Here is a 21,668-nt window from a genome sequence, read left to right on the forward strand (position 1 = left end):
CGTGAACCTTAGGTTACCCGCTGCTATCTTGCCGGGTAGAGGTAGTTCTCCGCCACTTTGATGCGTTTCACCGCGCCGGTGCGGTCGACTTCGAACACCACAGGCTCTCCGTCACTGCTGCGCCGGAATCTGTCCTTTCCCACTGGCTGGAGTTCCACCAAAGCCTCTGCAGGATCGTCTTCCGGCGGATAGCTGTACCCGTAGAGGTAGAGCCGCCCGTCGAGAATGAGCACGTCGGTCCGCCAATGGGTGGGGTCCTGGTAACTGCCCACAAAGCGCACCCAGGTGGAGTCGAAAGCTGGCGGGGCCGGAGGAGCTTCCTCAGCCGCCAGGGCCGGTGCCACCACCTCCAGCGCCTTGGTGGCGATGGCGCCAGGGTCAAAGTCTTCGGTGTTGATGAAGACAATCGCCGCTAACTTCTCCTCCGGGGAGAAAATGACCTGCGAGCGGAAGCCGGCCACCCACCCAGCGTGGCCGACCAACGTCCTGGATCCGGCACGCCGCACGCTGCAGCCGAGGCCATAGCCGCTCTGCCAATCGGGACGCAGCCAGTGCACACGATGCATCTCCCGCAACGTGCTCCCCTTGACCACTGCAGAAGGCGACAAGTCGTCGTACCTGAACTGCAAGGAACAAAAACGTGCCATGTCCTCGATGTTGGTGGCGAGGTTCGCGGCCGCCGTGAGCCCACGCGAATCGGTGAATGGGGCAACCTCCCGTTGCCGCCCTTCCATGTGGCGCAGGTAGCCGGTGGCCAAACCTGTGGTGGTGGCCGCCACTTCCACGCGCGTCGCCCGCATGTCCAACGGGCGCAGAATGTGTTCCTCCACGTACTCGGCATAGCTTGTGCCGCTTGCCGCGGCGACTACCTCGCCAAGAAGCGCCATCCCCAAGTTCGAATATTTCCAGCGGCTCTCCGGCTGATAGACCATCTCCTGGTTAGGCAAGGCAGCCATCACCTGCTCCCTAGTCGGAAAGACGTGGTCGGTCCAGTATGGGAAGGCTGCCTCCCGGGGAAGCCCAGAGGTGTGGGTGAGGAGCTGGCGAATGGTCACCGGTGGCCATCCTGGCTGCTGGCCCTGAATGGCAAACCACGGCAGATGCTTTTGCACCGGATCATCGAGGGCGAGTTTCCCTGCGTCGCGTAGTTGCATAATGGCCGTGGCGGTGAACAACTTGGTGATTGAGGCAACGCGGAACAGCGTCCGTGGGGTAACCGGTGCTTTCGTGCCGAGATCGGCGTAGCCGAACCCCTTGGCGTAGATCAACTCCTGGTCGTGCACGATTCCCACCGCCACGCCGGGCAAGTGGTAGTACTCGCTGAGCTCCTGGACCCACTTCTGAAGAAGAGTCAGCTTCGCATCAACACTCCCCTCCTTTGCCGTCTGCGGGAAGGCGGTTGCGGCACAGAGCAGTGCCAGGAGGATGAATCTCTTCATGTTTGGCCTCCGTTCCCAAGTTTTCATCGCATGCCTGCGGCAGGGACCACCACACGCGCCGTCACGGGAAAATGGTCCGAGGGGTAGCGGCCACCGGCATTGGTGTAATCGATATGCGCGCCTCTGACCTTGACGCTCGGAGCAGCAAAGATGTAGTCGATCTTGGCACCGCTGCGGTCACCCGTGAAGCCGTGGAAGGTGCCAATGGCCGAAGTGTCTGCGTGGATAGCAGAGTAGGTATCGACCAACGGCAGCGGGTTGTTGGCTACCTTCCCATCACCAAGGGCAAGTTTCGCGCTGCCCTTCAGGAAGGCGACTACCGGATTGCGCGGGCCAGCATTGAGGTCGCCCATCACGAACACCGGTGCGGTTGAGCTACGCGTGCCGATTCTCTCTGCGAGAAGCTGTACACTGCGCTCGCGAGACCTCTGCGAGACATGATCGAGGTGGAGGTTGAAGACGTAGAAGGCCACACCTTTCCCCGGGTGGCGCAGGCGCGCCCAGGTGCAGATGCGCGGAAGCTCGTTGCCCCAGCTCGTGGAGCCAGGCACCTCCGGGGTATCGGAGAACCAAAAGGCTCCGCTCTCTTCGACAGCGAAGCGGTCCTTTCTGTAAAGGAGGGCTGCGTATTCGCCCGCCTCCGCCCCGTCGTCGCGCCCCACGCCCACATAGCCGTAGCGCGGCAGAGCCTGGCAGATCTCTTGGAGTTGGAAATGCAAGGCCTCTTGCAGCCCAACCACATCGGCGTCATTCTTCTCCAGCACTTGGAACACCAGCTCGCGCCGGTGCGACCAGCTGTTTGGCCCATCCTCTGCAGTGCCGTAGCGGATGTTGAACGTCATCAAGTTCAGCTCCAGCCCAGCCAGGCGTCGCCCAAGACCCAACAGCCCACACCCAGAACAAGCGAGCATGACGGCGATGGCCAGGGCTCTGTGCACCTTCAGCCCACGATCCTGAAGAGAACGAAGTAGCATGAGGAGGCACCCCTTTGGTCTCTGCCAGCCTTTGCCTCGCCAATCAGAGCGAGGCGACGTACTCCCGGAGACGGAGCACCTTTTCCGGCTCTGCCTCGTAAGGAAGCACCCCGGTACCAATGCACGCCCGCGGATGCCGCATGGCCAGTTGCGCGACGCGATCAGCCTCCCGGAAGATTGCCGCCTCATCGCCATGGACCAAGACCCAAGGGTCCATGTTGATACGCACGGTCACGTCCGAGTAGGTCTGGGCGACCTTCATGAAAGCCTGTTGGTCCGTTTCGGACGGGCAGATGACGTAGCCGGCGCCGGTGCGGAAGAGCATGTCAGCCACCGGCGCAGTGTCGCCGCCCACAATGCATGGTGCTGGCCGACCGAGCAGTTCCGCGGCAGCTTGCACCAAGAGGGCAAGTGCGGGAAACTCCACCTCTTCGAACAGGCGCGGCGAAAGGAGCGGCGGCGTGGCTGCCGATTCGAAGATGGTCACTCCGAGGCCGCACGCCCGCGCAGCCGCACAAAATCGACGCTGCCCCGCCACCAGATGCAGGAGCGCCCGCTTCACGGTGTCTGGATCGCTGAGGAGTTCGCAGAGGAGCGTCTCGAAGCCCACCAGATTGCTGGCCAACGAGAAGGGCCCGCTGACCGGGATGTTCACTGTGGCCGCTGGAAACGCCTGGCGCAAGCGTTGCCCAACCTCCAACACCATCGGGATACGCCCGGCGCGCGAAGGGTCCAGCGTGGGCAAGTCCAGGATGGCCCTCACTTCAGCGCAAGGATGGCCGGTGACGGCAGGAAGCCCTTGCTCTTCCGGTTGCGCGACCACGGCGCCATAGGCCTCTGGCTCCAAGTTGTACACATCGATTCCCACCACAACCGGCGTGTGCCTGTAGAGGCGGAAGGCGGCGGCATGGGCCTGGAACAGCAACTCGGCGCTGCGGGAGGCCTCCCACGGCGTCCTGCCAATGAGCCGCGCGGCATGCTCGTATACAGCTGGGGCGAAATCCATGGCGCAGACTCTTCGCATTCTGCTACCGGCCAGAGTGGAGGGCGGCTTGCAACGAGGCGGCGATGGCATCCAACTTCGCGCGTGGTGCCAGCCGGCCATAGTCCGGGCCGAAGCGCAAACCAAAGCCATCCCCCCGGTACCTGGGGACCACGTGCAGATGCACGTGAAAAACCTCTTGACCTGCAGCTCGGCCATCGGCCAGGTGCAGATTGACCCCTTCGCAGCGCAGGCCACTGGCGCGCAGGGCGCGCGCCACCTTTTGCGCCACGCGAAACATCTGCGCGCCCGCCTCCGGGTCCAGGTCGGCCAGGCCCGACGCGTGCTGGGCCGGGATAACCAGCACATGTCCCGGGTTCACCGGCCGGATGTCCAGGAATGCCCAACACTGTTGGTCGCGATGCACCACGCTGGCCGGTCTACTTCCAGCCACAATCTCACAAAAGACGCATTCCGCCATCTCTGTGCCTTTTCATGCCGTAACTGACTTGTCCCACCATCTCTCCGTTCCAAGCCCGCGCGTGCACAGCGCCACCTCGTGCCAAGTGAAGCGAAGCCGCCGCGCCCTTTCCGCTATCTTCCGCCCAAGGAAGGCCTGGTGCGTTGGCTAAGAAGTGCCTGGTGCTCGCTGGCCTTTCTCACCGTGGCGGCCCGTAATCGAAAGGCAGTTGCTCGGCGAGCCTATCGTGCGACCAACGCCCGTAGCGCACTAAGTCAGCAGGCTCCGGCGCATACCCCGCCAAGTTCACCAGCACCGTGTCGCGGGCTAACTTGATGAGCGACACCTGATAGCTCCTTTGACTAAACTCATCGGGTTCCAAGATGTAGACCACTTTGAGAAACCCAGGAAAGTGCAGCCTCACCGTGAACCCGTCCTCGCCAGGTGAGAAGAGCTGCACCTGCTTGGACCTGCTGTCATAGCTGCTCTGCCGGTAGCTGTACAGTTTCGGCGTCCGCCACACCGAAAAGCCCTCCTCCTTGGTGGTGCCGTTGACCAGCGCCTTCAGGAAGTGGCGAAACGAACCGCGGTAGGCGCGCAAACGGTTCTGTTGCCAGGTTCGCGCCTCTTCTGGGCCGGAAGGCTCCAGCTCAGTGAACTGTGTCTTTGTCTGGTAGTGAGAGGCATCACCACGCACGGAGAATGAGATGAGCAGGGCATGGATCCGGTAACCCAAACCCCGATTGATGATTTCCAACGGTGCGCCGGCAGAGGCCTGCAGCACCTTGCCCTGCTGGTCCCTGGTGAACTCCAGCACCTCTGGGTTGAGAATCTCGCTCTGCCTGGCATTGGCGCTTGTTCCCAAGAAGGCACGGCAAAAGTGCTCCAAATCTGCCCGCCACTGATCCAGGTCTTCGGCGCGCACTTCTATGGGCGGCACTTCTATCACCGTCGGCTCCAAGGAGAACTCGACAACCCTGCCGTCGTCCTGGGGCATGCGCAGCAGGACAGATTCGGCGCGGTAGCCGATGCGCGAGGCGACCAGCTCGAACTGCCCCTCCGGTATCCTCCGGATGAGGAAGGAGCCGTTGCTGTCGCTGGCGGCCCCGATCGTGCTCTGCGCTATGAATACGTTCACCAGAGGGAGCGGCTGTCCGGTGGAAGCATCTCTCACCTTGCCGGAAACGGCAAAGCGACCGGCATGGCTCGGAGGTGGCCCGCCGAAGACTGCAGAGGGCAGGTGCACAACTAACACGCTTGCCCAGAGCTGCCGCAGCCAGAAGCCAGAAGAGCGCCCGCCAGTCACCGGCCTGCACCTTAGCCGACGGTCCGCCGTGGAAGCCGACCTGTTCACTTCTCCTCCGGCAGGTAGTCGAAAGGCAGCGCTTCGGCCATGCGATCTCGCGCCCAGCGCCCATAGCGCACCAACACCCCCTCCTCACCTGTGTAGCCAGGCTCGTAGACGATCACCGTATCGGTGAGAGCCTCCAGACAGGAGGTTTGCGCCGGAGCAAAGGAGAACTCATCCGATTCTTTGTAATAGACGACCTGAAGGTACTTGCCAAAGTGCAGCTTGGTCTCCCCAGGGAAGTCGCCGGGCGAGAAGAGCTTCTGCAGGGCCTCTTTGCCGAGGTAGACAAAGTACGCCCTCTCAGACGGCGAGCGCACCGCTCCGGCGGCAAAGCCCTCCTCACTGAGCCGCAGCCCGACCAGGGCCTGGTAGAAATGCCGAAAAGAGCCGCGGTAGGCCTCCAGTCGCCTCTTTGTCCACTCCTTGCGCTCTTGCTGGCTGCGCGCCGCCAGCTCTTCAAAGATCGGCTTGACCACGTACTCACACCTGCCGTGGCCGAAGGTGAAGCGCAGCAGCACCGTCGTTATCCGATAGCCGAGCGCTTCGTTCACAATCTCCAAGGCCTCGCTCGCTGTGGCCGTCAGCACGCCAGACTCCTTGTCCTGCGCAAAGTCGAGGTACTCTGGGTTGATGATGCGGCAGCGCTGCGCATTGGCCGTCTGGCCAAGGAACTCGCGGGTGAAGATGCTGAGGTTCCGCTCCCAGTCCTTGGCGCGCGGCGCCTCCACTTCCACCGCAGGCAATTGCAGCACCCGTGGCTCGAGGCGAAAGTTCAGCTCCATTGTGCTCGGCGCGGCAAACCGCAGCGGCACCGTCTGCACCTTGTACCCCATCATTGACACCACCAGCTCGTGGCTGCCTATGGGGACAGTGCTAATTCGGTAAAAGCCCTCGCGGTCGGTGGTGGTGCCAATCATGGTGTTGGCCAAGAAGACATTGACGAGCATCAGCGGCTTGCCAGACTGGGCATCAACCACCCGGCCATACACGGTACACTTCCCCTCCGGCACCGCTCCCTGTCCCGCAAGTGTCATGCTGCAGCAAACGCCGGCAAGCAACAGGCTCGAAACCCTGCTCAGCGAACAACATGCCAGCCGGCGGGGCCAAACGCTTGTCCCTTTCCGCACCATGGACGACCGGAGCAAGAGAGCCTATGGCACCGCTCGCGCTGTTGCCCGTGGCGAGGCCTCGTCTGCTCGTGGCTTCTCTTGCGGCTCAACCAAGAGGCCTACGGCGCGGTCTTCCTCGGCATTCGTGAGCACCTGCAACAGCCTGCCACCACTGGCCTTGGGCACGTCGATCACGCGCACCACCTGGGCCAACCACGCATACTCCGGAAGGAGCACAGGCAGCTGGTGCTCGGCGTGGAGCAAGAACTCCTCGTTGAACACCACGCCATCGTCGTCTGGATAGAGCGGCAGGTAGCGAATGGACGACTCCACCAGGTCCTGGAAGAAGTGGGTGCCAAAAGAGAGCTCGGGCACATAGTTGCCCTTTGGTCGGGCAATCTCGATAAGCATAGCTGCGCAGTTGATGTCCGAGTAGGTGACGTTCACTCCCAGCTTGATGTCACCCCTGCTGCCCCAGCGCCCTGGCCCCATGAGGATGAAGCGCCGCTTGGGGAGGCGTTTGTTCAGCAGGCCGACGACTCGCCCCACCTGGAGGAGCTGCCCGTGGTCGGCCAGCGCGTCATAGGCGTTGGGGTCCACGTAGACAATGTGCGAAATGGCTGGCACTGCTCCGTTGGAGACATACCGGTTGGCCGTGAAGAGCAATTGCTCCTTAGGGATATCTCGCGGGATAGCCGAAGGAGCCGCGCCTCGCGACCGACTCTGCGGCCGTCATGAGCGAACTCAATGTCCACCGGCATGCCGAAGGCGTCCCGCAGCACCGCCAACATCGTCCTGATCTGGGCGACAAAGTCGTTGCGCAATAGCCCCTCGAACGTTACCACGACGTCAGCCTGGCTCAGGTCGGTGTTGTAGAGCGAGGTCGGATGGTGCAACATCTGCCCATCGTAGAGCGATATTAGCCACTCCAATCCCGGGATTTCATCGCCATGGCGGCGCACCAACTGGCGAAAGTCCACGGTCTGGAAGGAATTGGTGCGCAGGTTGATGAGGTCGACCCGCTTTGTGGAGTAGCGAACGATCTCATCGGGCGTGGTATTGACGCGCAGTTGTGGCTGCCCTGGGGCAATCAAGGTGGGGTAGTCGTCGGCAATGCGGTCCACTGCCCTTGTGCCAAGTCCCGGCACCATTCTGATGACCCCGTCTTCACGCCGAATGCGCGGGGACCAGCAGAATTCGTTCTGGCTGAAGGCGACGCCGGCGAACGTGGGCAGGAAATAGTCTGCCACCCGGTTGCCCACCACCTCCTGCATCATGATGCCCATCTCTTCGTAAAAGTCCAGCAAGCCGTGCTCGATGCGGTACTCGATGGGGTCCGGGGCAAAGGTGGAGGCATACACTTCGGCAATCGCATCCATGAGCGCCTCCAGGCGTGCCTCCTTGCTGCCCTGATTGGCCAGGAACAGGCTCTTGTACTTGCCCGAGAACACGGCCCCGGCGCGATCCTCTAACAGACTGGAACTGCGCACCACGATGGGCCGCTCGCCAAGATCCTCCAACACGGCGCTCAACCCACTGACGATGCGCGGCGGGAAGTGGGAATGCTTGAAGATCTGGATCAGATTCGGATACTCGAAGCGGATCTCCTCAAGGTCCTTGTACTTCTGCTCATGGACATCTTCCCAGCCGTTGTAGTTCAGAAAATGCGTGAGGCTATCTGAGGTGATGTACCAAGTCCTGGGGGTGCGCACGCTGCGGAGAAGGGGATACCTGCCCTCCAGGCGGCGAATGACGCGCTCGGCCAGGAAGAGCCCTGCGCTCTTGCCCCCCAGATGGCCGTGACTCTCTTCGTGATAGACGATGCGGTCGGTGAGCGCGAAAATGTCGCTGAGCGTCACATACTGCTTGGCGACATTAATGAATTCCAACTGCTCGTAGAACAGGCGGCGGATCAGCGAGACCAGAACCCCCTTTTCGTTGGCAGGGGAAAGCTCAACATCGGCACTGGAACTGAGCCGGTAGCGAGAGATGGCGTTGATGACCTCGCTGAGGGTGGAGCTGGGATTGTCGATGGCGCGCACGAAAAACATCGCCTTGTCCTCCCGGATCCACCGCTGGATAGCCAGCACGATCTGCTCGCCGCTCAGATGCTCGGCAGCAATCTGGAAAACGCTGTCGCTGAGCTCAAGAATGCGCTCCATCGACTGCTTCTGGCTGGGACGATTGGGGGCTTCGGCCTGCAGTTGGTCGGCGAGGGGCTCGGCGTAGCCGAAATCGTGGAGGAGCCTGACCGCAGGCTCATTGCCCGCACGGCACAGCTGGCGGAGCATCTTGCGCGCCAGGTAGATGTAGAGCTTGCGGTCTGTCTTGCGCAGCGTTTCCACGATGGCCCGCCACCTTTCGCTCTCGCGCCCGCCGACGCCCTCTCCGATCCCATCCCATTTGCAGTAAAGGCGCTTCAACTCCAGATAGAGAATCGCGTGCGCCAGCCGGTCAGCAAGCGTACGCAACAACCTATCCTCTTCTGGAAGAAAATAGCCATCTCTCCCTTTGGGCACCTCGCTGGCATATGAGACCACGAGGCGGCCCACGCTTTTGTCCTGCACCACCAAGTCGGCGCTCTGCGCGATGGGGCTATCGAGGTATCCCTCCGTCTGAAAGACCTGCCCCTCGTACTCAATCTTCGCCTGGCAGGGCTCCGGGTACTGCCACCCGGTCGGGATGACCTTGACAACCTGGCGCAGAAGAGCGTCAAGGTCCATTGAGGTATCGGCCAACACCTGCTCTACCCGATAGACGCAGTTGAGCTCCTTTTCGCGCTCCTTGAGTTCGCGAATCAGGTTCTCGATGTGCTTGTCTTGGTCTGCCATGGTCGACCCCTTGTGATAATGTGCCCGCCACCACCGCGACGGACGTCAAAGTTTGCCGTGCGACATAAATATAACACATCTTCTCGGCAAGCGCAACCATGAAAATTGTGCTCACCAACGAAAAAGGCGTCCCTCTCGGACGCCTCTCTGTGGGCTTGCACCGGCCCCGCGGCCGGTGGAACTCATCCTTTTCTTGCGGGTGATGGCCTTGCCTACACCCAGCCACGCATCCTCGTGGCCTGCGCCACGCGATCAATGGAGATGACGTACGCCGCATCGCGCATGTAAAGGTTGCGGCGTCTGGCGAGCTCGTACACGGCGTGGAACGCGGTGGTCATCTTCTCATCGAGCCGCTGCAACACCTCCTCCTTTGTCCAGAAAAAGTTGGTATTGCACTGCACCTGTTCGAAGTAACTACAAGTGACGCCGCCGGCGTTGGCCAGAAAATCCGGGATGAGGAAGATGCCCCGTTCCTGGATGACCTTGTCGGCCTCAAGCGTGGTCGGCCCATTGGCACCTTCGGCGATGAGTGTGACGCGCTTGCTAATCTTGCCGACAGTCGTCTCGTTGATCTGGTTCTCCAGAGCAGCGGGGATGAGGATATCGACGTCCTGCTCTATCCAGGCGTCGCCAGGGAGGATTTCGTAGCCAAGCTCCTGCGCCTTGGCTTTGTCAATAGCTCCGAGCCGGTCCGTGATGGGCCAGAGCTCCTGCATGTCCAAACCCGACTCGCGCCTGAAGGTGTAGGCCGCCTTATCGGCCTCATCCCAATATGAGGCAGCGATGACTTTGCCGCCCAGTTTCTGGAACAGGTCGATGGCGTACTGCGCGACATTGCCAAACCCTTGGCAGCTCGCTGTCGTGCCCTTGATGTCGATGCCCAACTCTTTGAGAGCCTCGCGCACCGTGTAGACGACGCCGTAGCCGGTCGCCTCGGTCCTTCCCAACGACCCGCCGATCCCCACCGGTTTGCCGGTGATGACCCCAGGGTACTTGCCGGCGTGCATGGTCTCGTACTCGTCCATCATCCACACCATGTGCTGCGGGTTGGTGTAGACATCCGGCGCAGGCACATCGCGGACTGGCCCGATGTCCCAGCCGACCTGCCTGACCCAGCCGCGGCACAACAGTTCCTGCTCTCGCATGCTCAGGTGGTGCGGGTCACAGACCACTCCTCCTTTGCCGCCGCCCAGAGGGATGTCTACCACCGCGCACTTCCAGGTCATCCACATGGCCAGAGCGCGGACGGTGTCAATGGTCTCGGAGGGATGAAACCGAACGCCGCCCTTGGCCGGGCCACGGGCATCATTGTGCACGACGCGAAAGCCACGAAAGACCTTTACCTCGCCAGAATCCATCCTCACCGGGATGCTGAAATGATACTCTCGCTGCGTATTGCGGAGCAACTCCTTGGTCCCCTGGTCCAATTGCAGCATCTCGGCAACCTTGTCGAACTGCGCTTGTGCCGTTTCGAAGGGGTTATAGCCCTTTGCCTTCATAACTCCTCCCTGTTAGGTTTGTGCGGCCCACCTCGCTCCTCAAGTGCCGTCCGCCACCTCTTTGCCTGGTTGTGCATCGTGGCGGCCGGCGCCCAAATATAGGCAAATAGAGGCAGTTAAACAACAGCTTTTTGCACTCAGAAGAGCAGCCAAAGGACACTCCGCCGTTCGCGCACAAGCCACGGCCGCTGCGAAACTCCCTCCGGCATCTGACTCTTCGCGCAAAAGAGCCCTCTGCAGGCTCACTTCTTCGATTCCATTTCCAGAAAGCTCGCTGCCAAATGTGCCAGAGCGCGCACGCCGACCACCAGCGCACTCTCGTCCACAAAAAAGCGAGGGGAGTGATTCTCGGCTACCGTGTCCGGGTCGGCGTCACGGGGTGCGACGCCGAGGTTGAAAAAGAGCCCTGGGATTCTTTGCGCATAGTAGGCAAAATCCTCTGCCGTGGTCTTTGGCGGTACCTGGAGCGCTTCGCCGCCTGCGGACACCTGGCGCAGCACCGGCACCATGCGCTTGGTCAGATCGGGGTCATTGACCAGCACCGGGTAGCCCTTGATGATCTGCACTTGCGCCGTGGCACCAGCGGCTTCGGCGATGGAAGTGGCGGTGCGTGTGATGCGGCGGTGTAAATCCTCTCGCGTCTGCTCCCCGAAACTCCGGATGGTGCCCCACAGCTCCACCTGTTCAGGGATGATATTGTTGCGCACCCCGCCGTGAATGCTGCCGATGGTCACGATGGCGGGCGCCTCGGTGAGGTTGATCTGGCGGCTGACGATGGTCTGCAGCCCCAGGATGATCTGCGCGCTGACCACCACCGGGTCCACGCCGCGCCAGGGCGCCGCACCGTGCGTCTGCCGCCCCTTCACGGTAATACGCAGCTCATCCACCGCTGCCATTGCCGGGCCCGGGCAGTAAGCAATTGTACCGGCCGGGAAAGGAAACACATGCAGGCCGAAAATAGCCGAGGGCGCGGGATTCTCCAGTACCCCTTCGGCGATCATCGGCGCCGCGCCGCCTTGTTCACCCTCTGGCGCTCCCTCCTCTGCCGGCTGGAAGATGAACTTCACCGTGCCGGGGAGCTCGGCGCGCAGGCGCGAGAGCACCGCAGCCGCACCAAGGAGCATCGCCATATGCGCATCGTGGCCGCAGGCGTGCATCACCCCCACCTCTTGCCCGCGGAAGGTAGTGCGCACGCGCGAGGCAAAGGGGAGATCCAGTTCCTCGGTCACCGGCAAGGCATCCATATCCGCGCGCAACGCCACCACCGGGGAATCCTTCGCGCCCCGGAGCAGGCCAACTACGCCGGTGTGCGCCACGCCGGTGCGCACCTCCAGCCCCAGGCGCTGCAGCTCTGCGGCAACGACCCCCGCCGTTCGGAACTCGCGATTTGACAGCTCAGGGTGGCGATGAAAATCACGGCGCCAGGCAATCACCTGCTCTTGGACTTCCGCCGCCAGACGGTCTATTTGGCCGCCGAGTGTGCTCGGCTTCGCCCCGCGCGGGCGGCCTTCTGCACCATCCGCGTAGGCCAGCAGCAAGCCCACCACGGAGACCAGGCAACAAACCAGATGCGCCTCACCCACAATGGCCATATCCACAACCTCCTCGGTTTTTCTTCCGCGATCAGACGGACACGATTTGCGTGTCGAATGCAAAGCTGACCGGCAGACCTTCCTCCTGTAATCTCGCCTCCAGCAGGCGCAGGTCGTCGTAGGACAGGTCGCACGGCTCTTCAATGTGGGTTAGGATTACCCTCTTTGCCGCCAAGCTCCGCACCAGCTCCAGGGTCTGCGCGAAGGTGGCCTCGGACTGGAGAATGGGGTGGTCAGCAGCCACAAGCCTGGCGCCACTGAGCGGATGAAACTCAGGAATCCCCATCGGCAGCACCGCAAGGTCCACCCCTGCCACCTCAGGGCCTGCTTGCCAGCCGATATGCTCGTCAGCGACCACCAGCAGGCGCGCTTGGCCTTCCTCCACAAGAAAGGCGTATACAAAACCCACCGCTAGCGGGATGGGCCTTATGCGCGCGCCGTTGATGAGGAGTTCCTCCCCTTCCGCCAGTTCCACCACGCGCACCACCCCCTTCTCCTGCAGGTAACTGAAGTGGTTCCATAGGCCAAGTCCGCGCCGAAAGTCGGCAGCCACGCGCGGCGGCAGGTACACGTCGCAGCAGCGTGGCGCTTGGGGCCAATGCAGCCAGTCCATGTTCATCTCGAAGACCCGGCGCCCTGCAGTGTGATCCGGGTGCCAGTGCGAGTACAGGCAGCCGTTGACATGCCGCACCGCGGAGCGCGCCAGCTGCCAAGCGCTTTCCTCGGGTGTGTCAATGAGGATGTCCGGGCCGTGAATGAAAAGGCTTGGCCCAGAACGAGAATAGGGCACCCCGCGTTCGCGCGCCTGGGCGCAGACCCGACACGAACACAGCGGGCGAGGGATGGTGGTGGCACCTCCGGTACCGAGAAACTCGATAAGCATTCCTGCCTCACTGCTCAGTCGCCAAGTGCACAAAGGCCGCCAGGTCAGCCTTCAGCGCCACCAAAGAAGGCTTGTGGCGGCACATGATGTGGCCACCCTGGGAGCGACTCGTGCGTGCCCAGCGGACCGAAAAACTCTTTCCTCACCGCCCCACGTGGCACGCCGTCTATGCCATGGAGCGTAACACAATGGTCCACCAGTTCGTCGGGCGGCAGGCGGTCGTAGGGTCGGGGCGGGCCGCGGCGGCAGTCTGTCCTGCGGCGCACTCGTTGAACATGACGCGTCAGGCACATGGCTGCAACGCTGATGCCGCCGACAGATGGGGACATGAGCGTGCCGGCCGTGTGCAGGACAGCGGTCTTGCCGGCACAAATAGGGTCAGGCAAGGTAAACACCCGTCCCAGCTTACCGCCAAAGCTCACGCTCGCGACTGCAGGCAGCGCCCGTCCCTCTTTCCCCAGCCCGGCCTCTTGCGCTGGCGCGCCGACAAGGGAGAACATCTTGATCGTCGAACTCCATCCCGGCCGAGTCTGCTCACTTGTGCCCACGGGCAAGCGGCCTCTGCCCACGTGCTCTGTGGCGGAGGCGTCGTTCTCCTCCCGCGCTGCGGGCAAATCTGCAGAGTCCCCGTGCGCCGCATGGGATCGCGCTCGCGGCTCAGTGATCAGAGCTGACCCGGCCGGGCAGTATTTCGCCGCGAGCCTCCTCTTTGTCGCCATTCACCCAAACGACAAAGCTCCGACCCCGCACCACAGTCACGTCCAACCCCTGTGATGAAAGCAAAGAGGCAAGCTTCTCACCCGGAAGAAAACCACTGCGCATCCCCAAAAGCCTCTCTCCCACGGCCAAGCACTTGATTGCCAGCCGGCTGATGTCTGGCTCCTCGATCACCAGACGCCCTCCTCCGCCGAGCACGGCGGCAAGCTCGTTGATTGCCAGCTCTTGGGCGGCGAAGTGGTGAAGCGCGTCCACAGCGAGAACGCGGGCGAAGGTCGCGGGCCGAAAAGGCAGACGCGCAGCATCGGCAACCACGGCCCACACCCGCCGCCCGCGAGGAACCCGGCGCACCATGGCCAGCGAGCGATCGACCACCACGGCCCCGCCTACATAGCCGGCAAACCCGTGTGAGATCCTCCCGGTTCCCCCTCCCACATCGAGGAGGAGCCCGGCACAAGGCAACCGCAGATGCCTCCGCAGGGCCTCAAGGTCGGCGACAGGTATCAGCCGGTCGTAGACCGGTGCGACAATTGAGAAAAAGTCCACTGGCCTCTCCTGGGCCACATGCGCCTCTACACGCGGCGTTTGAACCCTTCGCCCAGCACCTCGTGCACGTTGCTGATAATCATGAAGCAGTTGGGATCGATCTCTTTCACCATCTCAATGAGCTGGTTGACCTCCTTGCGGTTGACCACGGTATAGAGCACTTCTCGGTCTTGGCCCGTGTACAGACCGCGCCCCTTCAAGGCGGTGGCACCACGGCTGAGGCGGTTCATGATGGTTTCGGCCACCTGGTCGCTCTTCGCCGAGACAATGAGCGCAGACCGCGCATAGTCCATCCCATCGAGGATGACATCGATGATGCGGCTGGAGACAAAAAGGAGAAAGAATGCGTAGAGAGTAAGCACCAGGACAGGTTTCGCCACGGCCAGGCCGCGCCAGTGGATGACTGCCCCAGCCAAGCTGATGACGGCAAAGTCGATCGCCATAATCGCCTGTCCCGGCTTGATGCCGTGCTTCTTCTGCAAAATGGCCGCCACAATATCCGAACCGGCAGTGCTGCCCTTGAACTTGAAAATGATCCCCAGGCCTATGCCGAGGAGCACGCTCCCGCAGAGCACCAAGAACAGGAAGTCGTGTTCGATCAAGTTGCGGATCGCGGCCGTGTCCTGCAGGCGGATGTGCCGTAAACCAGGGATCTCGCCGCGCACGAGGTCAACAAAGAGCGAGTTGGTAGAAAAACCGTAGAAGGTCCGCACCCCGAACTGGGGCCCCAGCTGGCGGACACCCCACACGTAGAGCGGCACATTCAGCAGCCACATCAGCGCCCCGACCGGAATAGCGCCACCAGAGAGGTAGTGGATGGTCATGGACAGCCCGCTGACGCCGCCTGGCACCACATGGGCGTCGACCAAGAAGACCCCAATGCCCAGTGCCATCACGAAAGAACCAACAGTTATGAACAGGTAGTCACGCACCGGGCGCAGCCGCAGGCAAAGGGCTCGCAGGCGGGCAGAGATGAGCCCTCGCTTGCTCACGGAGGTTTCTTCCTCACAGTTCACTCACAGGGGCCTTTTGCATCTGCCCAGGGGGGCGGGCCGCAAGGGCCAGTGGCGTCCTCGCTCTCCGGGAGGCGCTGTGTGTGCACGCGCCTGAGCATCATGTATCCCCCGGCAAGGGCGACGAGGAGTGCGGCGATCCCCAGCAGCACCAATGGGGGCACCTCCTTGTAATCAAGAACGATCACCTTGCGCGCCAGGGCGGTCATCGCCACCAAGAAGACTACCTCTACGCAGAGTCGTGCCTGCCGAAGGTAGGCACGGACGGTGGCTAAGAGCTCAAGTCCTATCAGGATCATGAGGAAGAAACCAAAAACCTCCAGCATCTCTTCGATGTCCAAGAGCATCAAAGGGGGGTTCAGGAGCTCCCTCACCAGGATGACCACCAGCTCGACCGTCGCGGCGGCAATGGCCACCATCATCATGACCACGACGGCGGTGGTCACGCAGCGTTCGAAAACGTAAATGACCCTCGTCATGAGCCACCTCTTCTCGCGTGCTCCCGCGCTTACCTCCCGGGCTTTCTCGCGGCTGCGACAAGATACCAAACTTGCGACCAAATCGCAACTGATTTTTTCCTGAGACCGCCAAGAGCAACAACGAAAAAGGTCACACCGCCTCGGGTGCGACCTTCTTTGCAGATCGGACTCGGCAGGGCGCCGCAACGCCTCAGACCTTTTCCACTCGTATCCTGTACCCGGCGATCCTGACTTCCTCAGCACGGCAGCTACACTCGGCTGCGCCAGGCGGTTTGGGTTTGCGGGAGGTGTTGAAACATTGCATGATGGCCTCCTCCTCACTGCGGGCCACGCGCAGATTCCAACATGGGGAATCCCCAAGGTAATACACCATGTACAACTTCAGCTCTTCCATCCCTACCTCCGGCTTAAACCTTCTCGCCTGCCGCAACGCGCTTCCGATAATCGTCGATGGCCGCTTTCAGGGCGTCTTCTGCCAGCACCGAGCAGTGCATCTTTACCTTAGGCAAGCCGCCCAGAGCCTCTGCCACGGTCTTGTTGGTGATCGCCAAGGCTTCCTCCAAAGTCTTGCCCTTGACCATCTCGGTAACCATGGAGCTGGTAGCAATGGCCGCCCCACAGCCAAAGGTCTTGAACTTGGCATCGACGATACGATTGTTCTCCACGCGGATGGTGAGTTTCATCACATCGCCGCAGGCGGGATTGCCCACCACTCCCACGCCGTTGGCATTCTCCACCACCCCCACATTGCGTGGATGCTCGTAGTGATCCATTACCTTTTCGGTGTACTCACTGGTGATGTCCGTCATGTGGCATTTCTCCTTGCCAGAGAGGGGGCATCAGTGGCGGTGCGGCCCCCAGCTGATGGCGTCTATGTCCACGCCCTCCTTGGCCATCTCGTACAGCGGACTCATCTCCCTGAGTTTGGCCACGCTCGTCTTGAGCCGCTCCACAAGGAGGTCAACGTGCTCCGCAGTGTTGCTCCGTCCAAGGCCGAAGCGCAACGAGCAATGCGCCAGCGACTCGGGAACCCCGATGGCCCGTAACACATAGGAGGACTGCAACGACGCTGAGGTGCACGCCGAGCCCGTGGACAGGGCAAACTCCTTCAAGGAGAGGATCAATGACTCGCCCTCCACAAAGGCGAAGCTGTAGTTGAGGTTGTTGGGGAGGCGCTGCGTGGGATGCCCGTTCAGCTTCACATAGTCGAGCGAGGACTCGATTCCCTGCCGCAATCGCTCCCGCAACTGGGTGAGTCGTGCCGCTTCCTCCTTCAGGTCACGCTTGCCGATCTCCGCGGCCTTGCCCAAGCCGACGATGCCCGGCACGTTGAGCGTCCCTGAGCGGTAGCCTCGTTCGTGACCGCCGCCATCCATTTGCGCCACCAGCTTCACCCCTTTGCGGATGTACAGCGCACCGACCCCTTTCGGCCCGTAGATCTTGTGCCCAGAGATGGACAACAGGTCGATGTGCTCCCTCTGCACGTCCACGGGCACCCGCGCCAACGCCTGCACCGCGTCGGAGTGAAAGAGGATGCCCCGCTCTTTGGCAAGCTCGCCAATGGCAGCGATAAGCTGCAGGGTGCCAATCTCGCTATTTGCGTACTGGATGCTCACCAGGATGGTCGAATCGTCCATGAGCTCGCGAAGGCCCTCGAGGTCCACCACCCCGAACTCATCGATGGGCGCAAAGACGATTTCGAAGCCTTCCTTCTGCAACTTCTTGGCCGTGTCCAACACGGCCTTGTGCTCGGTGGCGATGGTGATGATCCGCCGCCCTTTATCCTTGAGCTGTTGCGCCACTCCTTTCAGGGCAAGATTGTCCGACTCGGTAGCGCCACTGGTGAAAATAATCTCCTCGGCCGAGGCCGCCCCCACCAACGCCGCCACCTGCTCCCGGGCCTTCTCCACGGCAGTGCGGGCAACGGTGCCGTAGACGTGGGTCGTACTGGATGGGTTGCCAAATTCGTCGGTCAGATAGGGCAACATTGCCTCCAGCACCTCTGGGAGCAGCGGCGTGGTCGCATGGTGATCCATGTAGATAGGGTTCATAGCTCCTTCGCCTCTCTTCTGTCTCCTGGATGATGAACCCCTGTCACCGTGACTCGCGCCTTATCAGGCGAGGAGGTCGCGAAGGGTTCGCAAGTTCGCTGCAAAGTCTTTCTCTTCTCCCGGCGTCTCCAAGAGCATGGGGATGTGCTGCAGTCTCTCCTCCTTCAGCAGCAGCCGGAAGCCTTCCAGCCCGATCTCCCCTTTGCCGATGTGTTCATGCCTGTCGATGCGACTTGCCAATTCCCGCTTTGAGTCGTTCAAGTGAATCACCTGCAAATGCGCAAGACCGATCAGGCGGTCAAACGTAGCCAGGGTTTCCGCCAGCCCTTCGGGGGAACGGAGTTCGTAGCCGGCGGCAAACACATGACAGGTGTCCAGGCATACTCCCACCCGCGACCGCGGGGTGGTCATCTCCAGCAGGGCAGCCAATTGCTCGAAAGTGTAGCCGAGAACCGACCCTTGGCCTGCGGTCGTCTCGTAGAGCACCATTACCTGCTGCGTGCCGCTCCTGTCTATTGCGGTGCTCACCCCCTCAGCGATAAGCCGAAGCCCCTTTTCCTCTCCATCGCCCATGTGTGCGCCTGGGTGCATCACCAAGTAGGGGGCGCCAATCTGCTCCGCGCGCAGGAGCTCGCCGACGAGGCTGTCCAAGGAGCGCGTTCGCACCGCCTGGTCAGGACTGGCCAAATTGATGAGATACGAGTCGTGAGTGACCACGCACGCCAGCCCCGACTGCTGGAACTCTGTGCGGAAAGCGGCGATCTCCTCCTCGCTCAGGGGTGGCGCCTTCCACTGCACCTGGTTCTTGGTGAAGATCTGGATGGCATCGCACCCGATGGCCAAGCCTCGAGCCGGGGCCCTGTGCAACCCCCCGGCAATGGAAACGTGCGCCCCGAGGATCGGTCGTGGTTGGCTCGTTGGCGTCTCCACGAATGCCTACGCCTCAATGCTGATACGCTGCGCAGTGACGCTGGTCACCGTGCCGCTGATACTGGCATGCATATGGGCGGAGATACCCGCAGGGCTCATCGCGGCCACCAGCTCCCCTTTGCGCACCTTCTGCCCCACCCTGACCACTGGCCTGGCCGGAGCCCCTGCGCCCTGGGCAAGCGACAGGACTACGCGCGGCACAGCGGCAACTTCCTCCTGAAGCGGTGCCGGACGCCGGTAGCGCTCCAGACCCAGGCGGCGTACCAGCATGTCCACGGGCACTTTCCTTGCTGAGCGATCGGCGGGCGGCTGCGGCGACGAAGAAACGGAAGGCAGCTTCACGCCCCGCGCACGCATTTGCCCCTTCAGATGGGCATTGTAGCGGTCGGGGGAGAGTCCCATCGGGCAGGCGAATAAAGTGCCGCATAGACCACATTCACAACACAACAATGCCCCGGTGACCACGTCGGCTGCGACGTCCGAGGCATATGCTACTCCCTGCATAATCTTGTGGGGAAAGAGGTCGTGGCCAAGCAAGTAGCGGGGACAGTATTGGGTGCAAAACGAACACTGCTCACAGACCGATTTGGCTCTGGCCAATGAGTGCTCGAGCGGCGTCTGTTTGCTGAGCACGACTGGGTGGTCTGAGGGGAGGACGTAGAGTCCCGTCGTGGTCTTGTCCACACCGTCGTCGGGCCCGGCAATCGTGCCCATCATCGGGCCACCGCGCACGACCACAGGGCCGACGCAGATGGCGCCGCCGCAGAGCTCCATGGCAACAGGCACCGGCGTGCCGATGGGGAGGCGCAAGGTCTGGGGACGCCGCACTTCTCCGACCACGGTAACAAAGCGGTCCAACACCGGCTGCCCCTGCGCAGCATCGGCCACGTGCAGGAGGGTGTGCACGTTCTGCACCACCGCGCCCACGTGGATCGGGAGTTTCCCGGCGGGCACCACACGGCTCAACACTTCGTAGACCAACACCTGCTCGTCCCCGGCTGGGTAGTGGTCTTGGAGGGTGTGGAGACGTATGCTCTGGGGGATTTTCGCAAGGGCCTGCTCAAGGGCTGCAATGGCCTTGCCGTATTTGGCTTTGACAGCCACGACTCCTTGGCTTGCGCCAGTGGCTGTCATTGCCAGAGCAAGACCGCGCAGTACGCGGTCGGTAAAGGCGGTCATGATCTGCTGGTCGCACTGCAGCAAGGGCTCGCACTCGGCGCCGTTGGCGATGACCACCTCGCACCGCGCGCCCAGCTTGATGTGCGTGGGAAAACCCGCTCCGCCGGCCCCCACCACGCCGGCCATACGCACCTGTTCGACCAGAGACTGGCTCATTGTGATGGCGTCGCCCCGGCCAAGGAGCCAGGCCGGGGCGCGCACGGCTATCCCAAATAGGGGCGAAGCTTCTCGCTGCGCGAAATGTGGCGCAAGCGACGCAAGGCCCGATCCTTGATCTGCCTGATCCGCTCGCGGCTCAGGTGCATCACCTCCCCGATCTCCCCCAACGTCAGGGGACGGTATTGACCGATGCCGAAGAAGAGGCGCAGTACCTCGGCTTCCCGCTTGTCCAGAGATTTGAGCGCGTTTTCAATCTCCTCCCGCAGCGACTCGCTGACCAGCGGCGAGTCGGGTTCCGGAAGGTCCTTGTCGGGCAGGCGGTCAACGACCCGAATGTCCTCATCGCCCCAGCTGACACTGTCCTCCAACGACACGTCGCGGCCCCACAAGCGCATGTTCCTGAGCAGGGTCGAGGAGTCGGTCTTTAGCTCCGAAGCGATCTCCTCGATGCTCGGATCGCGCCCCAGATCCTGCTCCAAGGCGGTAGAGGCCTTCAGCACCTTGTTCCGCGTCCACACCTGGTTGATGGGCAGGCGTACCAGCCGTCCGTAGTTGGCAATCGCCTGCAAAATGGACTGCCTGATCCACCACACTGCATACGAAATGAACTTGATGCCTCGCGTGGAATCGAAGCGCCGCGCCGCTTCCATCAGCCCGAGGTTACCCTCGTTAATAAGGTCGGTGATGGGAAGCCCTTGGTCCTGGTACTCTTTTGCCACCATGACCACAAAACGAAGGTTGGCCTCCACAAGCCGCTGCAGGGCACGGTCGTCGCCACGCTTGGCTTTCTCGGAAAGCTCTACCTCCTGTTCCACCGAAAGTAGGGGTATTTTGCTAATCTCCGCAAGATAAGCTCTGAGCTGAGGATCTTCTTTTTGTAGTTGGCTTATCCTTCCCACGACAACCCCCTCCGCGCTTCACTCGCCTTTTGATTGTCGCTCAACAACACTCTCTTCCACTCCGCTACACAACCTCAGTTACCGGCGTACGCGACTTCTCGCCCACCTTATTTGAGGACTCAGGTTCCTCCGGCGCCGGGAACGTCGCGTTCAGCAGCGCAAGTTGACGCTCCTTTGCTTCCGCCAATGAGCGGAATATGCCTTTATAGTCTGGCTCCAGCAGGCGCAGGATGACATCATTGTAGAAGCCGATGCAGAGGTTCAGGTTGCCACGAGCTTCTTCCAGCGCCGGCTGGCGCTCACGATGGGCGGTAACTACCACCTCCAATTTCCGCTTCTTGTCCAAGTTGAGGTAAAGGAGCCTCTTGCCGGAAATACGCCTGTATTTATCGCGCAGGTCACGGGCTGTGCTGCGCGACTCTGCGCCAAAACGGCGAAACACTTCGCGCATCGTCTCGTCAGGAGCCACCTTGGCCGACTCTGCAAAGAACTCCGCCATATCAGTCTCTGCCTGAATAGCAAGCTTCAGCGAATCTAACACACCGATCGGACCAAACTTCATTTCATCCACCTCC

At 61.8% G+C, this 21,668-nt stretch carries 22 protein-coding genes; all 22 read right to left on the bottom strand.

Going from position 1 to position 21,668, the window contains the following annotated elements:
- Positions 1–23: 23 nt before the first annotated feature.
- A complete protein-coding gene (locus NUW13_04200) occupies positions 24–1,439 on the bottom strand; it encodes a beta-lactamase family protein (GenBank protein ID MCR4438228.1) in 1,416 nt (471 codons plus the stop codon).
- 23 nt (positions 1,440–1,462) lie between these two features.
- Positions 1,463–2,413, bottom strand: coding sequence for an endonuclease/exonuclease/phosphatase family protein (locus NUW13_04205; GenBank protein MCR4438229.1), 951 nt, complete (start codon positions 2,411–2,413; stop codon positions 1,463–1,465).
- Positions 2,414–2,456: 43 nt separating this feature from the next.
- Positions 2,457–3,437: a hypothetical protein gene (locus NUW13_04210; GenBank protein ID MCR4438230.1), complete on the bottom strand. Its 981-nt coding sequence runs from the start codon at positions 3,435–3,437 to the stop codon at positions 2,457–2,459.
- A 4-nt stretch (positions 3,438–3,441) separates the two neighbouring features.
- On the bottom strand, positions 3,442–3,876 hold the full coding sequence (locus tag NUW13_04215; protein MCR4438231.1) for an HIT family protein: 435 nt from the start codon (positions 3,874–3,876) through the stop codon (positions 3,442–3,444).
- A 178-nt stretch (positions 3,877–4,054) separates the two neighbouring features.
- The gene (locus NUW13_04220) at positions 4,055–5,209 is read right to left on the bottom strand and encodes a carboxypeptidase-like regulatory domain-containing protein (protein MCR4438232.1); all 1,155 of its coding nucleotides are present in this window, start codon (positions 5,207–5,209) and stop codon (positions 4,055–4,057) included.
- Positions 5,206–6,240 carry a carboxypeptidase-like regulatory domain-containing protein gene (locus NUW13_04225; GenBank protein MCR4438233.1) on the bottom strand — a complete coding sequence of 345 codons (1,035 nt, stop codon included), beginning with the start codon at positions 6,238–6,240 and terminating at the stop codon, positions 5,206–5,208. The genes NUW13_04220 and NUW13_04225 overlap by 4 nt, the downstream gene beginning before the upstream one ends.
- Positions 6,241–6,357: 117 nt before the next feature.
- The gene (locus NUW13_04230; protein ID MCR4438234.1) at positions 6,358–6,942 is read right to left on the bottom strand and encodes a hypothetical protein; all 585 of its coding nucleotides are present in this window, start codon (positions 6,940–6,942) and stop codon (positions 6,358–6,360) included.
- A complete protein-coding gene (locus NUW13_04235; protein ID MCR4438235.1) occupies positions 6,840–9,146 on the bottom strand; it encodes a PEP/pyruvate-binding domain-containing protein in 2,307 nt (768 codons plus the stop codon). The genes NUW13_04230 and NUW13_04235 overlap by 103 nt, the downstream gene beginning before the upstream one ends.
- Positions 9,147–9,358: 212 nt before the next feature.
- Positions 9,359–10,645, bottom strand: a complete 1,287-nt coding sequence (locus NUW13_04240; GenBank protein ID MCR4438236.1) for a Glu/Leu/Phe/Val dehydrogenase — start codon at positions 10,643–10,645, stop codon at positions 9,359–9,361.
- 242 nt (positions 10,646–10,887) lie between these two features.
- Complete coding sequence (locus tag NUW13_04245) at positions 10,888–12,237, bottom strand: amidohydrolase (protein ID MCR4438237.1); 1,350 nt, start codon at positions 12,235–12,237, stop codon at positions 10,888–10,890.
- A gap of 31 nt (positions 12,238–12,268) precedes the next feature.
- On the bottom strand, positions 12,269–13,120 hold the full coding sequence (locus NUW13_04250) for an MBL fold metallo-hydrolase (GenBank protein ID MCR4438238.1): 852 nt from the start codon (positions 13,118–13,120) through the stop codon (positions 12,269–12,271).
- Between the two features lie 44 nt (positions 13,121–13,164).
- Positions 13,165–13,668 carry a hypothetical protein gene (locus tag NUW13_04255; GenBank protein ID MCR4438239.1) on the bottom strand — a complete coding sequence of 168 codons (504 nt, stop codon included), beginning with the start codon at positions 13,666–13,668 and terminating at the stop codon, positions 13,165–13,167.
- Between the two features lie 109 nt (positions 13,669–13,777).
- On the bottom strand, positions 13,778–14,383 hold the full coding sequence (locus NUW13_04260) for a methyltransferase domain-containing protein (protein MCR4438240.1): 606 nt from the start codon (positions 14,381–14,383) through the stop codon (positions 13,778–13,780).
- A 26-nt stretch (positions 14,384–14,409) separates the two neighbouring features.
- A complete protein-coding gene (locus NUW13_04265) occupies positions 14,410–15,375 on the bottom strand; it encodes a YitT family protein (GenBank protein MCR4438241.1) in 966 nt (321 codons plus the stop codon).
- Positions 15,376–15,395: 20 nt separating this feature from the next.
- Entirely contained in the window at positions 15,396–15,875 is a 480-nt protein-coding gene (locus NUW13_04270) for a phosphate-starvation-inducible PsiE family protein (protein ID MCR4438242.1), read from the bottom strand.
- Positions 15,876–16,065: 190 nt separating this feature from the next.
- Positions 16,066–16,269 carry a hypothetical protein gene (locus NUW13_04275; protein MCR4438243.1) on the bottom strand — a complete coding sequence of 68 codons (204 nt, stop codon included), beginning with the start codon at positions 16,267–16,269 and terminating at the stop codon, positions 16,066–16,068.
- Between the two features lie 13 nt (positions 16,270–16,282).
- The gene (gene nifU / locus NUW13_04280) at positions 16,283–16,684 is read right to left on the bottom strand and encodes a Fe-S cluster assembly scaffold protein NifU (GenBank protein MCR4438244.1); all 402 of its coding nucleotides are present in this window, start codon (positions 16,682–16,684) and stop codon (positions 16,283–16,285) included.
- Positions 16,685–16,714: 30 nt separating this feature from the next.
- A complete protein-coding gene (locus NUW13_04285) occupies positions 16,715–17,926 on the bottom strand; it encodes an IscS subfamily cysteine desulfurase (protein ID MCR4438245.1) in 1,212 nt (403 codons plus the stop codon).
- Positions 17,927–17,989: 63 nt separating this feature from the next.
- Positions 17,990–18,856, bottom strand: coding sequence for a deoxyribonuclease IV (locus NUW13_04290; protein MCR4438246.1), 867 nt, complete (start codon positions 18,854–18,856; stop codon positions 17,990–17,992).
- A gap of 6 nt (positions 18,857–18,862) precedes the next feature.
- Positions 18,863–20,191, bottom strand: coding sequence for a 4Fe-4S dicluster domain-containing protein (locus NUW13_04295; protein ID MCR4438247.1), 1,329 nt, complete (start codon positions 20,189–20,191; stop codon positions 18,863–18,865).
- Positions 20,192–20,238: 47 nt separating this feature from the next.
- The gene (locus NUW13_04300; GenBank protein MCR4438248.1) at positions 20,239–21,093 is read right to left on the bottom strand and encodes a sigma-70 family RNA polymerase sigma factor; all 855 of its coding nucleotides are present in this window, start codon (positions 21,091–21,093) and stop codon (positions 20,239–20,241) included.
- Positions 21,094–21,157: 64 nt separating this feature from the next.
- Positions 21,158–21,655 carry a hypothetical protein gene (locus NUW13_04305; protein ID MCR4438249.1) on the bottom strand — a complete coding sequence of 166 codons (498 nt, stop codon included), beginning with the start codon at positions 21,653–21,655 and terminating at the stop codon, positions 21,158–21,160.
- Positions 21,656–21,668: the final 13 nt, after the last annotated feature.

The organism is candidate division KSB1 bacterium (genome assembly GCA_024655945.1).
Classification (GTDB): Bacteria; Zhuqueibacterota; Zhuqueibacteria; order JANLFK01; family Oleimicrobiaceae; genus Oleimicrobium.

Bases quoted from the DNA above. Each gene is read 5' to 3' on its own strand.
- NUW13_04200 (MCR4438228.1), bottom strand. From the start codon at position 1,439: ATGAAGAGATTCATCCTCCTGGCACTGCTCTGTGCCGCAACCGCCTTC.
- NUW13_04205 (MCR4438229.1), bottom strand. From the start codon at position 2,413: ATGCTACTTCGTTCTCTTCAGGATCGTGGGCTGAAGGTGCACAGAGCC.
- NUW13_04210 (MCR4438230.1), bottom strand. From the start codon at position 3,437: ATGCGAAGAGTCTGCGCCATGGATTTCGCCCCAGCTGTATACGAGCAT.
- NUW13_04215 (MCR4438231.1), bottom strand. From the start codon at position 3,876: ATGGCGGAATGCGTCTTTTGTGAGATTGTGGCTGGAAGTAGACCGGCC.
- NUW13_04225 (MCR4438233.1), bottom strand. From the start codon at position 6,240: ATGACACTTGCGGGACAGGGAGCGGTGCCGGAGGGGAAGTGTACCGTG.
- NUW13_04235 (MCR4438235.1), bottom strand. From the start codon at position 9,146: ATGGCAGACCAAGACAAGCACATCGAGAACCTGATTCGCGAACTCAAG.
- NUW13_04240 (MCR4438236.1), bottom strand. From the start codon at position 10,645: ATGAAGGCAAAGGGCTATAACCCCTTCGAAACGGCACAAGCGCAGTTC.
- NUW13_04245 (MCR4438237.1), bottom strand. From the start codon at position 12,237: ATGGCCATTGTGGGTGAGGCGCATCTGGTTTGTTGCCTGGTCTCCGTG.
- NUW13_04250 (MCR4438238.1), bottom strand. From the start codon at position 13,120: ATGCTTATCGAGTTTCTCGGTACCGGAGGTGCCACCACCATCCCTCGC.
- NUW13_04270 (MCR4438242.1), bottom strand. From the start codon at position 15,875: ATGACGAGGGTCATTTACGTTTTCGAACGCTGCGTGACCACCGCCGTC.
- NUW13_04275 (MCR4438243.1), bottom strand. From the start codon at position 16,269: ATGGAAGAGCTGAAGTTGTACATGGTGTATTACCTTGGGGATTCCCCA.
- nifU (MCR4438244.1), bottom strand. From the start codon at position 16,684: ATGACGGACATCACCAGTGAGTACACCGAAAAGGTAATGGATCACTAC.
- NUW13_04285 (MCR4438245.1), bottom strand. From the start codon at position 17,926: ATGAACCCTATCTACATGGATCACCATGCGACCACGCCGCTGCTCCCA.
- NUW13_04295 (MCR4438247.1), bottom strand. From the start codon at position 20,191: ATGAGCCAGTCTCTGGTCGAACAGGTGCGTATGGCCGGCGTGGTGGGG.
- NUW13_04305 (MCR4438249.1), bottom strand. From the start codon at position 21,655: ATGAAGTTTGGTCCGATCGGTGTGTTAGATTCGCTGAAGCTTGCTATT.